This window comes from Rickettsia massiliae MTU5, assembly GCF_000016625.1.
Taxonomy (GTDB): domain Bacteria; phylum Pseudomonadota; class Alphaproteobacteria; order Rickettsiales; family Rickettsiaceae; genus Rickettsia; species Rickettsia rickettsii.
On record NC_009900.1, the window covers coordinates 1,055,874 to 1,071,419 of the forward strand.

Sequence of the window (15,546 nt, forward strand, 5' to 3'; positions counted from 1 at the left end):
ACTATTTATAAAGATAAAGCTCTTTATTATTTAATTAGTAGTTGTAAAATATATGAAGTAGACTCCTTGCATAACCTATCTTATAAAGAGGAGTTTGAAGGAGACACGAAACGCAGCACCGCAGCGTACAAAAAGGTACGTGAGGATGCGAGTATTGGATCGACGTATATCGCAGATACTTCAAAAGTTGGAAGTCAAATAAGTGGTGAACCTGCACAGCGTATAAAAATACGTGAGCACAGGCAAATCCCAAAACTTAACTTACCAAATCTTGAAGTATCAAAGGTATACAAATTACCTTTAGAAGGAGGTTATGGCAAGGAGTCTAATAAAGCCGGTGATTATGGCAGGAGGTAACGGTAAAAGACTATGGCCTTTGTCATCTAAGGATAAACCGAAATAAATTTTTAGGACAACCTACTATTATTACTTCCAAAAAATATGAATCAATCACTAAAGAACAAGCAGCAGAAATAGATGTAGAAATAGCATTAATTACCGAGCCTTTACAAAAAAAATACTGCCGTTTGTGCCATTATTACGGCATTATAGGCTAAAGCACAAGGATTTGATATTGTAGTGTTACTACCTTCAGACCATCATATAGCGGATGATATAAATTATCTTAATACTATATAAATAAAGCTTTACATTATGTTAATGAATTCGGCATTTGTGCACTATAGGTATTCATGTTATAAGTGCCGAGTATGACTATATAAACACAGGCTTATCAATTGCAGAAAATGTTTATCTAGTTGATCATTTCATTGAAAACCCTATATTAGAGCAAGCAAACATTTTCAAAGTAATGAATATTTTTGAAATTCAGGAACTTGTGTATACGATGTTAACTTCTTCTTAAACTTAGCAATGAACCTTCAACCTGATTTATTCTGTATTGCAGAAAAAGCATTTAATACTGCCGTAAAAAATGAGAATAGTTTGGCAATAGACAATGAGGCTTATAATGAAATCGCAGCAATTTCTATAGACAATGCCATAATGACATATATTTCGGGAATGGTCATGATAAAAGCCGATTTTGCTTGGAACGATCTTGGTACTTGGCATTCCTTATTACAGGTAAAACACCGGAATATAAACGATAATTATTGCGAGGGAAACGTAGTAACAAGCAATACTACAAACTCTTTCATTAGTTCTAATAATAAATTAACTACCGTAGTAGGTCTTGACAATGTCATAATTATCGATACTATGAACGGTCTTTTGGTTGCCAATAACTCAACCACTACCGGCTGAGAGCCGGTAGGTTGATGATAGGCACTAGAAGTGCCGTAGAGTTTAAGCTAAAGCTTATTCCAATCTAATGTTAGAAATAGAAGTTGGTTTATGAGCTTCTGTATGGTTATTTATATACTCATTAATTACTTCATCTGTGATATGACCACTTGTTGTACTAAAATAACCTCTTCCCCAAAAATGCTTCCCCCAATATCTCTTTTTTAATTCTGGGAATTCTTGTTGTATTCTACGTGCAGTTCTACCTTTTGCTCTTTGTACAAATTCACTTACTGCTATATTAGGAGGTATCGATACTAAAATATGTAAATGATCAGATGATATCACCCCATTTACTATCCTAATATTCATTTCCTCTGAAACTTGAGCTATGATTTCCCTAATCCTTTCTTTGATAACTTGGGTTAATACTTTATAACGGTATTTTGTTATCCATACTATGTGATACCTGTGATAATATACCGTATGTTTCCCTTTTTCATATTCTGTCATAGTCATCCTATAAAATAAGTCCTACTTACTTATTTTATATAAGACGACTATGACTTATTCAAACTAAAGTTTCTCCACCTGAAGGTGGAGGTTTGAACCATCAGCTGGATAATCAAAAATGAATGAAATCAAAGAATTAGTAATGAAAATAGAGCAAAATTAAAATGAATGATCTAGAGAAAGCTAAAATCCTATTTACTGCTCTTTTTAACGGAAAATCTGATTCATCACCGAATTATGAAATATATGAAAAAGCTTTTCTAAATAAAATTTTATCTTCTGAAGAAATAAAATTAGAAACTATGAAGGGAAATAACGAAGCTTGTTATATTCTTGCTAAAACTTACGAAATAATTAATCGTAACTCCCAAGATGAATATAACTCTCTATGTTATATTAACATGGATTGGAAGTAAATTAGGAAATACAGAATGTACACAGCTTGTTTATTCATATCCTAAAAATATACAAGCTTTGAATCTACTGTTAACAATTTTATTCAAGACTATATAGGACAGCTTAATATCACTTTTGATGATGCTATATTATCAGCTTCTTACTCCGATACTTTAAATACTTCAATGTTAGGAGACTCAAATTATAATAATATGTATAACCTTGGTTGAAACACAGCTAATATTCAAGACTATTGACATAGCGTTATTGCTTATATATCCTATTTTGATGAGTTTAAAACCTCATCATTCAAATATAGCTAATCTTATAAACTTCAAAAATCTGTAAGTTATAGGAACAACTTAGTAATAAAGCGGTTCATTTTAGTTGAGTTACAACATGGAAAATACTACAGAAGAACAAACAATAACATCTGAAGTCAAAAATAATGAAGACATAGATGAAGAAGAGAAAAGGTTAAAAGCAGAAGACTCACGCAAGCAACTTAAAGCAATACTCATAACATTTAGTATTATTTTGACCGGTTTTTTAACTTTTACTTATTTCTTTTTTAATTACATAGAAGAAAAAGCGGCAGAATACAAACAACAGCAACAACAAGAAATTCAAAAAACTAATAAGAGTTGAATATTAGATTACCACACTTCTCCTTTAATTATGATCTTGTTGTATGGCTGCGATATCATTCCAACAAGGCATTGTTGCATAGATACCACCCCGTCATTGCGAGCGACTGAAAGGAGCGTGACAATCCACGCAGGCAATGCCCGCTCGTAATGACTATTTTTATACTGCCTTAAGTTTAGATTGCTTGAAATTAGTTTTATCACAAAATCATAGATAAAATCTTTGATAATAGGCACTATAAACTGTTTAAATTTACTTCCGCTAAATACCCCGTAATACCCTGCCCCTTTTTGTAAATGGTATCTTTTCATTGAGTCAGGTATATTTGAACAAAGTTTTAAAGCAGCTTTTGTTTGCCCTACCGCTGCAATATCATCTAATTCCCCTTCAATACCGAGTAAAGCACATTTAGTAATATGTTTTAAATCGATCGGACACTTCTCAGAAACTAATTTACCTCTTACTAACGAAAATTGTTGGAATACTTCATCTATAGTTTGTAAGTAAAACGCTGCCGGCATATCCATACCTGCTAAATACTCATCATAAAATTTAATAGTATGATCGGCTTTTTTATAATCAGAATTTAATAAACTTTGCCATAATTCTAAATGTGAATCTATATGACGAAATAAGTTTAAACTCATAAAGCCAGCAAGTTGGAGGAAGCTGGGATATACTTTTCTACCATGTCCGGGATAGTTTAGCGGCACCTGCATTGTAACCATTTGGCAGAACCATTCTAAACTTTTACTTTGAGCGAATTCATTAACTGCCGTGGGATTTTTTCTAGCATCTATAGGGCCGCCCATCAAAATCATCGAACTCGGCACATTTGGACTATTACTCTCCAACATTAAGCTAATGGCGGCAAGCAGTGGAACAGTAGGTTGGCAAACTGCCATAGTGTGCACATTCGGTCCTATAAAATTGATAAACTCCATTACGTAATCAATATAATCATCCATATCAAAATGCCCTGCTTCAAGCGGCACATAACTGGCTTCCGTCCAATCTGTAATATAAATATCGGTATACGGTAATAATTCTTGTACTGTTGTTCTAAGTAAAGTAGCGTGATGTCCCGCCATGGGTGCTACTATTAATAATTGAGGTAATTCTTGTTTAAAACCTATTTTCTGAAAATGCCTTAGTTCACAAAAAGACTTTTTTAGTATAACTTTTTCATTAATGTTATAGGTTTTATCATCAATAATTGTTTCAAGGATATTAAATTCGGGTTTTTCATATTTTCTAGTCATACATTCACAAAGCGTTAAATAAGCATGCATAATTCTTGCAAAACCGTTATCTTCTAATGACTCATGTTCATATGCTTCTTTTAGAATGTTTATACCTAAATGCATTGGAGCAATTTGTGCTCTCAGCCCCTCTAACATATAATATGTATAATTAGTACTTAAATCACAGTTAATCATAACTTATCCACAAATTTAAAAATAATTAATATAAATTTAGTTTAACACTAAAACTCAGTACATTAATTTTAGGATTCACGGTTTAAATTTTTATAAATGCGTGATAATAATGGTCTATATATAAATATGTTTATTTTTTCTTCTTATTTTGCTTAGGAATTTTATTTACGTGGTCATTAATATTAAACCAAGTACTATCATTTACTTTCTGTTTTTTATAGAATGTATCAATATTATTTATATAATTTTCAAAATCTTTATTCTCTTCTGCTAACCTATTAGCCATATTCCAATCTATTTCCGGTCTTTCTCTAGCAGGACTTGATATTTTACTATCTTCAGGATTTTCTATATCTACTAAAATAAATCCTATACCATGCCTAGTATCATTTTATCTACTTTCAATTAAATCAGCAGCAACTAAATAACCATAATGTGCCCATGAGGAATGTGATAAAGCCTGAAAAAAAGATTCTCGTAAATTACGATTGATAATTTTTTTTGCTTCAAAAGACCAAAGCCTTGCTTGTTTTCCTGCATAATATTTAGCACAATCTTTAATTAGTGAACTCCACTTGTCATTAAGAACTGCCCCATACCTACCCAATCTGGGTGTAACCATTTATTATTACCTTTTTTAGTTCCTTGTTTATTTGAAGAACAATTATGCTTAATAGGTATATTATGAATCTTCAATTTGTTTTGAAGATATAATGCAAGTGCATCACATATTTGCACTGCGATTATTTTATCTTCTTTATTTGCATTTATTTTAGGTTCTGTGGCTTGTTCATTATTGACATAGTAATCAGGGTTTTGCGAATAATAAAACTTTAGCTTAGGTTTTAGCTCTATTCTATTAGGTTCTTGTCTTCGTTCAGCAGAAAGCTTACTACTGCTAATTTCACCTACATCAATTCCTATAATTTCCTTATCTTTTTCTTCTTGAGTCTTTGCTTCTAACAATCTCTTATTTGTACTTGCATTTGCTTTGAGTCTTGCTTCGTCAATGTGATTTTCTACAAGCCATTCAGCTATGCCACAAGAGGTAAATTTCTGATCTTCATGTGCTTTTAAAAAACCAATGATGGTATTTTTGCGATTAAATTCCATATCAAATATACTAATAACTGAAATACTATGAAATATACATATTATTTTAAAAATTGCAACTTTAAACTATCAAACTTGATGTTTTTATAAAGTATTATTTATATATTTTTCAAATTTAGAAAATAATGTTTTGAAGTTATGAGTAGTCACATTTGCTACTTCTTGTGATGTTATATTTTTGAGTTCAGCAACTTTTTCAGCGACATACCTAACAAATGCCGGTTCGTTTTGTTTGCCGCGCATAGGCGTAGGAGCTAAGTAAGGAGTGTCGGTTTCTATTAATAACCTATCAAGCGGTATATATTTGACTATTTCTTGTAAATCAGTAGCATTCTTGAAAGTTATAATCCCTGAAATTGAAATATATAAACCGATATCTAGCATTTTTGCCGCTAGATTTTTTGAAGAGGTAAAGCAATGTATTAAACCTGGAAATTTGCTGTTATGCATTTCTGAGGTTAAAATATCAATAGTATCTTCGTCTGCTTCTCTTGTATGAACAATAACAGGCAGACGTGTACTAGACGCCGCATGTATATGTGCTACAAACGAATCTTTTTGTAATTTGTGATCGTAAGGCTGATGATAATAATCAAGCCCCGTTTCACCGATTCCGATAATTTTCGGATGCTGGGTTAGCATAATAATTGCCTCAGCATCTGAGTTCGGAAAGACGTAGTCTTGACGTAGCAATCTTGTCCAAGCTTCCTGAGATTGCCACAGCACTTGCAGTGCTTCGCAATGACTAATAAAAGAATTCACTTCACACGGATGCACCCCAACACTCGCAAAAACATTTTCATATTTTTCAGCTATCTCTAAAATAATAGGTAAATCTTCAATTTTAGTGCAGATAGTTTGCATATACTGCACATTATTTTCTAATGCTCTTTGAATGACAGAATCTAAAAGCACTGCGTCATACCATGGCTTGACTACGGTATCTAGAAAACAACTAATATTAGTTGTTTTAATACCCTCACTAGATCCCGCGATCGCGTCGCGGGATGACAAGTTACTACGTAAATTAAGATGACAATGTGAATCTATTAACATATTATACTCTTAGTAGGTGTGTCATACTGCGGTCTCGCCACGGTATGACACACTATTCAAATTTTGGAAATATTATGGTAGGTTCTAAAATATTGCTACCCGCTGTTAAAGTATAATCACGTATTAAATGCTTAAATAGACGTTCTTCTTTATTTACCCCTAACTGATCAAGCATTTTATTTGCTGAACTCGGTATAAAAGGCAGAAGCATTATCGCAATATAGCGTAAAACTTCTAGTAAAGCGTATAACACTTCTAACGTTTTATCTGGATCGGTTTTTTTCAAATTCCAGGGTGCTTCGCTATCAATATAGATATTTGCCTCTTCGGCCAAATTAATAATATTTTCAAGAATTTTATTAATCTCTGTTTTGTCCATCAATAAAATATTCTGCTCGACAAATTTACTTGCAGTTTTTAAAATCGGTAGCTCATATATTTTATCTATAACACCTTGCGTAAGCAAAGGCACTTTGGCGTCATTATTCTTATAAACAAAAGATGTAGTACGCTGTAATAAATTACCTATTTTGTTTGACAACTCGCTATTAATACGGGTAATTAAATTACTACGAGCAAAATTGCCGTCCGCACCAAAAGTTACTTCACGCATCAGAAAATACCTAACTTGATCAACACCGAATTCATCAATTAACTTAATCGGATCAATGGTATTACCAAGAGATTTAGAGATTTTCTGCCCCTCATTCGTCCACCAGCCATGAACCATAATTGTTTTCGGCAACGGAACTTCTGCAGCCATTAAGAAAGCAGGCCAATAGACGGCATGAAAACGCAAGATATCTTTACCGACTACATGTAAATCAGCCGGCCAAAACTTACCGTAATTACTTTGTTTGTCAGGATAACCGAGTGCTGAAATATAATTAGCCAATGCATCAAGCCAAACATAAATTACATGTTTTTCATTATTTGACACTTTTATTCCCCAGTTAAAAGTAGTACGCGATACCGATAAATCTTTTAAACCCGATTTAACAAAGCTAATTACTTCGTTACGCCTTGATATAGGTCTGATAAAATCAGGGTTTGCTTCATAAAACTCAAGCAATTTATCCTGCCATTTTGAAAGATTAAAGAAATAGCTAGGCTCTTTAACCCATTCAACTGGAGCACCCGTCGGTGCTAAACCGTCACTCGTAAGTTCCGACTCATCAAAAAAAGCCTCATCTCGCACTGCATACCACCCTTCATAAAAACCTTCATAAATAGTGCCGTTTTCTAGTAATTTCTGCCAAAAAACAGCTACAGCTTCTTTATGCCTGTGTTCCGTTGTTCTGATAAAATCATCATTGGAAATATGCATAGCAGTCATCAGATGACGAAAAATCTCGGATGTTTGATCGGTAAATTGTTGTGGGTCAATATTTTTATTAATAGCTGCTTTTTCTACTTTCTGCCCATGTTCGTCAGTACCTGTTAAAAACATTACATCGAAACCTCGAAGTCGCATGAAACGAGCGATTACGTCACTTGCAACGCTAGTATAAGCATGACCGATATGGGGCACATCGTTAACGTAATATATAGGGGTAGTAATGTAGTAAGTATTGTTCATAAATGCTTTTTTATTAACTCATGTACTTCAAGTGGACTTAAATCTGAAGCTTTAATTGTTTTTATTCTCTCAGGAAATCTATTACTTAATTCTTTAAAGCAATCATAGATTTTTTTATAAAAATCTATACCTCTTATATCAAATTTATTGCTCATATTTCGTGAATTGACTCTCTTAATAGCAGTATCCGGCTCTACGTCAATAAAAAACGTAATATCCGGCATAAGAGAAGGCATTAAAGTTTTGTGCAGATTATAAACTAAATCTATGCCGTTTTCTAGCTCTAATCCTTGATAACATGCAGTTGAGTCAATAAACCTATCACATATTACAATATGTCCCTCTTGTAGAGCTGGTATAATTTTCCGTGCCATATGATCATAACGTGCTGCTATAGCTTGTAATAGCTCGGACATGGGTAGTAATTCTTCATGTACTAGAATTTCACGCATTTTTTCGGCTACAATAGTACCACCGACTTCACGAGTTAAAATAACGGGAGTATTTTGAGATTGTAAATATTCATAGAGCATTTGAGATTGAGTAGATTTGCCTATCCCTTCCCCTCCCTCAAATGTAATAAACTTTCCTTGTTTCAAATTATTCATTCATTACAATTACTTTAAGCTATGACTTTATAATCATATCTCTTAAAAAAATATTTACAAGGAAGATTACATACTTATATACTCCTACAAAATGAAGAGCTGTTATACGAAGATCAACTTGGGAAAGAGTAATCGGTCTGTAAGCCGAGGAGCGGAGCGTATATTAAACGTTCAGCATCCGAGGACTTACAAAGACATTGTCACCAATGTTCCAAGTTCATCGAGTATAATCCATTATAAATTTTAAATTATTAATATATGAATAATTCATTAAGTAAAAGGGATTTTTCGATCCTAATCGGTAATGCGATGGATCATTTCGATACTGCACTTTATGGGTTTCTTGCTCCGCTACTTGCTGGTATTTTTTTTCCGAATCATGATAAAGTCGTTGCTTTAATACTTACCTATAGTGTTCTTGTTACGTCTTTATTGACACGTCCCATAGGCTCTTATTTTTTTGGCGTAATTGCTAAAAAATACGGCGGTGTTTTTGCTTTATCTTACTCTTTAATCGGCGTTGCTTTAACAACTAGCCTAATCGGTTTAATACCTTCACATGCTCAAATAGGCTGGCTTGCACCGCTATTATTAGTGTTGCTTAGAACGTTGCAAGGAGTATATTCCGAGGGTGAATGTGCCATTGCTAAATTATTTATTTTAGAGAATAAAGAAGAAACAAAAGCGTTTAAAGCTTCTTACCTTTATCAAACATCTACTATGGTCGGTATTATTCTTGCTTCATTTATCAGTACTATAGTTTTAAATGTAGAGTATAATACATATTGGCGTTTATGTTTCATATTTGGCGGGCTTACAGCACTGATAGGTTATTTTTTAAGAAAGAGCAAGGATATTGTAGTAAAGGTAAAGCCCTCATTGTCATCCCGCGGCTTGACCGCGGGATCCAATAAAAAAGATAAAATTACTTTACGTAATTTTTGGATACTGTGGTCAAGCCACGGTATGACACCTGGGGCCTCTCCTCACAATGACGTAGTATCATCACTATTACAAGACTTAACTACAATTTGGAACTGTAAACTAAGTATCTTACGCATTAGTTTTGCCATAGGTTTCTCATATATGACTTATATAGTGCCTTTCGTCTTTATGAATAGTTTTATTCCGCTTATCACTGATATATCACTTGAAATAATGATGAAATTTAATACTGAGTTTCTGATTTTTGATATGATTATGATTCCGATAATAGGGCATCTAACAAAAAAGCTACATTACCTTAAAATACTAAACGGTACTCTTATTTTAATGAGTTTAAGCATAATTCCTTTATGGCTCTGCTTGAATAATTCATCTATATGGTATGTTAATTTTGTACGTATTTGGATTATAATACTCGGTGTCGGGTTCTTGGCACCTTTGAACTGCTGGCTAAATGATTTATTTAAAACTGCCGATAAATATATGTTAGTCGGTATCGGCAGTAGTATAGGTGCTTCATTAATCGGACGTCTTACTCCGTCAATCTGCCTAATGCTATGGTATGTAACCGGCAACTCTTTATCAATTGCGGTTTATATAACCGCAATATCGATGGTAACTTTATGGGCTGTTAGAGGAGTTGTTGCACGGGTCAATGTCATTCCTGCGAAAGCATAAATCCAGTAAAACATATAAAAATTAAATTCTTATATGTTTTTTACTAGAAATGTAATACTTACAGCAATATTAATGTTATTTTTATGGATTCCTGCTTTCGCAGGAATGACATCAAGAACATTATCTAATCCCTAACAAGACTGTTATTAGGAAAAGAATTTAATAAAACACCATACTCAAAACTAATCCGATATAATTATTAGCTCTGAATCTTGTCATACAATTGGCAGGATTTTCAATATCAAGAGTTGCTACTTGCAATATCAGTAAAATTAAAGCAGCTAAAATAGGTAAATAGTCGATATTATGGTTAGCCATTTTTGTTGCTAGAATAAATAACAATATAAAACCTATATAACATATATAAAGCCAAAGCTTAGAATGCTTGTTCTCTAAATATATACTTAACGATTTCACTCCTATTTTCTTATCATCTTTTATATCCATATATCCGTAAATCGTATCATAACCGATGGCCCAAAAACAACATGCTAAATACATAATAATCGCTGCTATATCAAGTGTATCCTGAACTGCCGCATAAGCTATTAAGGCCCCTAGCTTAAAGGTAAATCCCAAAAAGATTTGCGGGAAATAAGTAATACGTTTCATTAACGGGTATAGGCTAATCATTATTACCGCAAAAAAACCTGTATATATGGCTGTTTTGTTTAAAAGTAGCAAAATACAAAGTGAGATAACGCTAAGAATAAAGAGTATCAAAATAGCATAAGAAACAGATAAAGCCTTGCTAGCTAAAGGTCGCTCTTTAGTCCTTGCGACATGCTTATCAAATTTTCTATCAAATATATCGTTAATAATACACCCGCTACTTCTAGCTGTTATACTACCTAAAATAAATAATGGTAATAAATGTATTAACTCCATTCTTGAAGGGTTTGCAAGCAGTAACCCAAATAAAGCAGGAAAAAAAACCAGCAAATAAGCTACCAACTTATCTGCACGCATTAATTTTAAAGTAAGTAAAAGTTTGTTTAGAATTAGCATATTAAACGTTAAATTTAAATAAATATGGATATTATAGATAATTTAAGATAAAATACGCCACGAAATAAAGCTACTAGATTTTTATGGCTAAAAAATTAAAACATGATTCATTAGTACAAATAATAATGAACGACCCGGTAACAACACAAGAATTTTTGGAATATTATTTACCCGATGATTTTAAGAGTTTAGTAGATTTATCAAAAATAACGGTAGAACAAGAAAGCTACATTGAGGAATCTTTAAATAAGAAATATAGTAATATAACATATAAAATTAGCACCAATAATAAAGAAGAAGCATTTGTTTATGTATTAGTAGAGGCTCAATCAACAATTGATTATTGGACGGCTTTACGGTTACGGAAATATATACTATATATTATGTGAAAGATATAAGCAAGGAAAGGATAAATTGCCGCTAGTTTATAATTTAGTTATTTACAACGGTAAAGAAATTTATAATGCTCCAAGAAATCTGTGGAGTTTATTTACTGATAGTGTGATGGCAAAGAAATTCATGGCGGAAGATTATCAATTAGTAGATTTGCAAACTATGACAGATGATGAAATCGTCAAGAAAAAACATTTAGGTATGCTAGAATATATGATGCAGCATATCTATATGCAGGATATGATAAAACTATGGGAGAAGTTTTTACAGAGTTTAAGCATATTATAATATTGGATAAAGGTTATATTTACCTAAGATCGTTCTTATGGTATACTGACGCAAAATTATCAAAACAAAAACAACCGGAATTAGTAGAAGTATTGGATACACATCTATTACCGCAAGATAAGGATACTATTATGAAAACTATCGCTGATACATATAGAGAGAGATGAAGGAAAGGTGCAGGGTATTGTGAGATAGGCAAAGCTGAGGGCGAACATAATAAGGCAGTAATTATAACGAAGAAAATGTTCAGTCAGGGCTTTAAAATTCCTGTTATTGCCAAAATTACAGGTCTTCAAGAAACTTTTGTTCGCTCAATTGTAAATAAGTAATTAATCATGCAAGCACCACTTACACAAATCCTAAATATCCATATCCTCCCAAAGAAAAGCATCTATTGTCATAATCACAGATAACCTTTATAATAATATTCTTGAATCAACTACAAAATCTATGAAAGAATTTCCAAAAAATTATAATTTTACCGCAAATGAAAAAAAGTGGCAGCAAATTTGGCAAGAGAAACAAATTTATGCTTATAATCCAAACGTTGCAAAAGAAGAAACCTATGTAATCGATACTCCGCCTCCGACAGTTTCAGGGCAGTTACATATCGGTCATGTTTATAGCTATACGCAAACCGACTTTATTGTACGTTTTCAGCGTATGATGGGTAAAAACATCTTTTATCCTATGGGTTTTGACGATAACGGGCTACCGACCGAGAGACTTGTTGAAAAGCAGAAACAGATCAAAGCTTATAATATGGAGCGATCTGAATTTATAAAAATTTGCGCAGAGGTAGTAGAAAGTGAAGAAGAAAAGTTTAGAAGTCTATTTAACCAAATAGCTGTATCGGTTGATTGGAGTTTAGAGTACCAAACTATTAGTCCGTTATCACGCAAAATATCACAAATGTCTTTTCTTGATTTAGTACAAAAAAAGGAAATTTATCGTGCTAATCAACCGATTTTATGGGATCCGGTAGATGGTACAGCTCTTGCCCAAGCCGATATTGAGGATAAGCAAAAAACCTCTTTCATGAATTATATTACGTTTAAAACCGAGCAAGGAGACCCACTTACTATAGCCACTACCAGACCTGAGTTATTACCGGCTTGCGTAGCCGTATTTTATCACCCTAACGATGGACGTTATAAGCATCTAGCAGGTAAATCAGCTATAACCCCACTTTTTAATGAGAAAGTTCCACTGCTTGCTGACCCTTTAGTACAACAAGATAAAGGTACAGGGCTGGTAATGTGCTGTACGTTTGGTGATCAAACGGATATTACTTGGTGGAAGACGCATAATCTACCTTTAAAAACTATTATCACTAAAAAAGGTACAATAGACTTCCAACATGAAACTTCTATAGATGGATTGAAAATTAAAGAAGCTCGAACAAAAATAATAGATATTTTAAAAAAACAAGAGTTGCTTATTAAACAAGAAGACATCACTCATACCGTTAAATGTGCTGAGAGGTCAGGTGCTCCTCTTGAGATACTAACTGTACCGCAATGGTTCGTTAAAACTATATCACATAAAGAAGAATTGCTTAAAAGAGCAAATGAGTTAAATTGGCATCCTAAAAATATGAAGATTCGTTTAGAGAATTGGATTAATGCCATTAGTTGGGATTGGTGTATAAGTAGGCAGCGTTATTTTGGTGTACCTTTCCCTGTTTGGTACTCTAAAAGAGTAGGTGAGGAAGGAAAAATCTTATATGCCGATGTTACGCAGTTGCCTATCGATCCGTTAAAAGATTTACCTATGGGTTATAGTAAAGAGGAAGTAGAACCTGATTATGAAGTAATGGATACTTGGGCAACAAGTTCCGTTTCGCCTCAACTTTCTACTCATGGGATTTCTGACGATTTCGCTATTAATAAAGATAGGCACGATAAATTATTTCCGATGCATTTAAGACCTCAAGCACATGAAATTATCAGAACTTGGGCGTTCTATACTATTTTAAAAGCTCATTTACACCAAAATACTTTGCCGTGGAAAAACATCATGGTAAGCGGTTGGTGTTTAGCTGAAGATCGAAGTAAAATGTCAAAATCTAAGGGCAATGTTTTAGTGCCTGAAAAGCTGCTAGAACAATATGGTTCCGACGTGATACGTTATTGGTCGGCAAATTCAAAACTAGGTGCTGATACCGCCTATTCTGAAGACATTATGAAAAACGGCAAAAGGCTTGTTAACAAGCTATGGAATGCCGCTAAATTTGTTTCTATACATTTTGATAAACTGAAAGGTGAAGATAAAAAAGCAAGTTTGCTCGATATTAAAGAAAAAATCACTAACGAGTTTGATAAATGGATGGTTAATAAGCTAGTGGAATTAGTTAAGCTAGCTACAAATGAGTTACAAAACTACGAATATGCAAATGCTATGCATCTGACGGAAAAATTCTTTTGGGTGGTATTTTGTGATAATTATTTAGAAATAAGCAAAACCAGAAGCTATGATGAGGAAAACAAAAATCCACAAGGACAATATAGTAGCATATTAACTTTATATCATGTTATGCAAACGTTACTGAAACTATTTGCACCTTTCATGCCACATATTACCGAAGAATTATACCAAATATTATATAGTAAAAATTCTATTCATGTTAAAGGTAGCTGGGTTAATTACAGTGACTTAAATTATGCAATCGATGCAAAAGGAGCAGAAGGGCTGCTTGAAATACTAGATATCGTCAGAAAATTCAAAGCTGAGAAGAATCTATCTATAAAAGCTCCAATAAAATTGCTTGAAGTTAGCGGCATAGTATTATCTGCAGAATTAGCAGAAGATTTAAAAAACGTCACATCGGCGGAAGAAATACAATTTGAGATGAAAGATGATAAAATTAAAGTCAATATTATGCTTTAAAAATATTATAGGTTTAATATTAATTATATTTGCCGGGATATTTTTTTATGCGTATATATTAGAACATGACTGGCGATATGTCACCTTAAGTGATGAACAAGTAAAAAAATACAGGATTAGCGAGCAAAAAGCTATTGCCCTTTATCAGTTAATGAAAGACACTCATGAGCTACTTGGTAAGAATAATATTAATTATTGGATAGACGGCGGCACTCTGCTTGGAGCCGTTAGACATCAAGGCATAATTCCTTTTGACGATGATTTAGATATCGGTATTATGCATGAAGACGAAATACGTTTGCAACAAACATTACCGCAATTTGAGCAACTCGGTTATACTGTTTCCTATGAGAGAGCTTATAATATATGCAAAAAAGCTTGTTTAGATATTTTCATTTTTCATAAAGAACAAAACAAATTTATATATACTAATTTAGCGGTTCGAAATAAGTATCCGAAGAGTTCATTTTATGATAATGAATTATATCCTTTAAAAAAATATAAATTCGGTAGTATAGAGGTTTACGGTCCCGCTGATCCTATAGGAAATCTAAATAGGCAATATCCAGAATGGGATAAGTATGCAGTGATAGAGCAGTCCCATAGCTTACATTTACCTTTTTTATCGAATATCGAGAAAAAAACTAAATTTATATTAACGTCGGAATTGTTAAAACCGGCTCAGCCTTTTAGTCCTTTAGAGGATAGAATAAGCTTTTAAACAAATTGAGATAAAAAAGTCATAACC

Annotated in this window: 16 protein-coding genes and 3 pseudogenes; 10 read left to right on the forward strand and 9 right to left on the reverse strand. The window is 33.0% G+C overall.

Features of this window, described 5'->3' with window-relative positions; all coding sequences use genetic code 11:
* Window positions 1-48: 48 nt before the first annotated feature.
* The 3 genes and pseudogenes from RMA_RS12100 (at window position 49) to RMA_RS11250 (ending at window position 1,266) form a co-directional block, all read left to right on the forward strand.
* Window positions 49-686: pseudogene (locus RMA_RS12100) on the forward strand (palindromic element RPE1 domain-containing protein).
* On the forward strand, window positions 674-865 hold the full coding sequence (locus RMA_RS09530) for a hypothetical protein (RefSeq protein WP_148194419.1): 192 nt from the start codon (window positions 674-676) through the stop codon (window positions 863-865). Before RMA_RS12100 ends, RMA_RS09530 begins: the two are co-directional and overlap by 13 nt.
* Before the next feature lie 8 nt (window positions 866-873).
* Window positions 874-1,266: a hypothetical protein gene (locus tag RMA_RS11250; protein ID WP_238375428.1), complete on the forward strand. Its 393-nt coding sequence runs from the start codon at window positions 874-876 to the stop codon at window positions 1,264-1,266.
* 54 nt (window positions 1,267-1,320) lie between these two features.
* On the opposite strand, the gene tnpA is transcribed toward RMA_RS11250, so the two are convergent.
* Entirely contained in the window at window positions 1,321-1,758 is a 438-nt protein-coding gene (gene tnpA / locus RMA_RS05800; RefSeq protein WP_041404948.1) for an IS200/IS605 family transposase, read from the reverse strand.
* 164 nt (window positions 1,759-1,922) lie between these two features.
* On the opposite strand from tnpA, the gene RMA_RS09535 reads away from it, so the two are divergent.
* Both RMA_RS09535 and RMA_RS05810 read left to right on the forward strand, forming a co-directional pair.
* Complete coding sequence (locus RMA_RS09535; protein WP_148194420.1) at window positions 1,923-2,174, forward strand: hypothetical protein; 252 nt, start codon at window positions 1,923-1,925, stop codon at window positions 2,172-2,174.
* A gap of 379 nt (window positions 2,175-2,553) precedes the next feature.
* Window positions 2,554-2,802, forward strand: coding sequence for a hypothetical protein (locus RMA_RS05810; protein WP_041404828.1), 249 nt, complete (start codon window positions 2,554-2,556; stop codon window positions 2,800-2,802).
* Window positions 2,803-2,961: 159 nt separating this feature from the next.
* Here the strand turns inward: RMA_RS05810 and phaZ are convergent.
* The 7 genes and pseudogenes from phaZ to tmk all read right to left on the reverse strand — a co-directional run bounded on the left by phaZ (window position 2,962) and on the right by tmk (window position 8,597).
* Window positions 2,962-4,241, reverse strand: a pseudogene (gene phaZ, locus RMA_RS05815) (polyhydroxyalkanoate depolymerase).
* 130 nt (window positions 4,242-4,371) lie between these two features.
* Window positions 4,372-4,527, reverse strand: coding sequence for a hypothetical protein (locus tag RMA_RS10005; RefSeq protein ID WP_187145883.1), 156 nt, complete (start codon window positions 4,525-4,527; stop codon window positions 4,372-4,374).
* Between the two features lie 105 nt (window positions 4,528-4,632).
* Window positions 4,633-4,863: a hypothetical protein gene (locus RMA_RS09540; protein WP_148194421.1), complete on the reverse strand. Its 231-nt coding sequence runs from the start codon at window positions 4,861-4,863 to the stop codon at window positions 4,633-4,635.
* Window positions 4,803-5,354 (reverse strand): hypothetical protein, encoded by a 552-nt coding sequence (locus RMA_RS10010; RefSeq protein ID WP_187145912.1) that lies wholly within the window; start codon window positions 5,352-5,354, stop codon window positions 4,803-4,805. Before RMA_RS10010 ends, RMA_RS09540 begins: the two co-directional genes overlap by 61 nt.
* Window positions 5,355-5,438: 84 nt before the next feature.
* Complete coding sequence (locus tag RMA_RS05825; protein ID WP_012153074.1) at window positions 5,439-6,410, reverse strand: TatD family hydrolase; 972 nt, start codon at window positions 6,408-6,410, stop codon at window positions 5,439-5,441.
* 52 nt (window positions 6,411-6,462) lie between these two features.
* Window positions 6,463-7,989, reverse strand: coding sequence for a methionine--tRNA ligase (gene metG / locus RMA_RS05830; protein ID WP_012153075.1), 1,527 nt, complete (start codon window positions 7,987-7,989; stop codon window positions 6,463-6,465).
* Window positions 7,986-8,597, reverse strand: coding sequence for a dTMP kinase (tmk, locus tag RMA_RS05835; protein ID WP_012153076.1), 612 nt, complete (start codon window positions 8,595-8,597; stop codon window positions 7,986-7,988). Before tmk ends, metG begins: the two co-directional genes overlap by 4 nt.
* A 258-nt stretch (window positions 8,598-8,855) precedes the next feature.
* Here tmk and RMA_RS05840 point away from each other — a divergent pair, with 258 nt between their 5' ends.
* Window positions 8,856-10,220: an MFS transporter gene (locus RMA_RS05840; protein ID WP_012153077.1), complete on the forward strand. Its 1,365-nt coding sequence runs from the start codon at window positions 8,856-8,858 to the stop codon at window positions 10,218-10,220.
* 159 nt (window positions 10,221-10,379) lie between these two features.
* Here the strand turns inward: RMA_RS05840 and ubiA are convergent, their stop codons facing one another.
* Window positions 10,380-11,228, reverse strand: a complete 849-nt coding sequence (gene ubiA / locus RMA_RS05845) for a 4-hydroxybenzoate octaprenyltransferase (protein WP_014365503.1) — start codon at window positions 11,226-11,228, stop codon at window positions 10,380-10,382.
* Window positions 11,229-11,353: 125 nt separating this feature from the next.
* Here ubiA and RMA_RS11255 point away from each other — a divergent pair.
* From RMA_RS11255 to RMA_RS05860, 4 genes and pseudogenes are all read left to right on the forward strand, one after another.
* Window positions 11,354-11,909 (forward strand): annotated as a pseudogene (locus RMA_RS11255) (Rpn family recombination-promoting nuclease/putative transposase).
* Entirely contained in the window at window positions 11,873-12,076 is a 204-nt protein-coding gene (locus RMA_RS11260) for a hypothetical protein (protein WP_238375429.1), read from the forward strand. Before RMA_RS11255 ends, RMA_RS11260 begins: the two are co-directional and overlap by 37 nt.
* A gap of 283 nt (window positions 12,077-12,359) precedes the next feature.
* Window positions 12,360-14,798, forward strand: coding sequence for a valine--tRNA ligase (locus tag RMA_RS05855; protein ID WP_041404829.1), 2,439 nt, complete (start codon window positions 12,360-12,362; stop codon window positions 14,796-14,798).
* A complete protein-coding gene (locus tag RMA_RS05860; RefSeq protein WP_012153080.1) occupies window positions 14,767-15,519 on the forward strand; it encodes a LicD family protein in 753 nt (250 codons plus the stop codon). Before RMA_RS05855 ends, RMA_RS05860 begins: the two co-directional genes overlap by 32 nt.
* Window positions 15,520-15,546 lie beyond the last annotated feature (27 nt).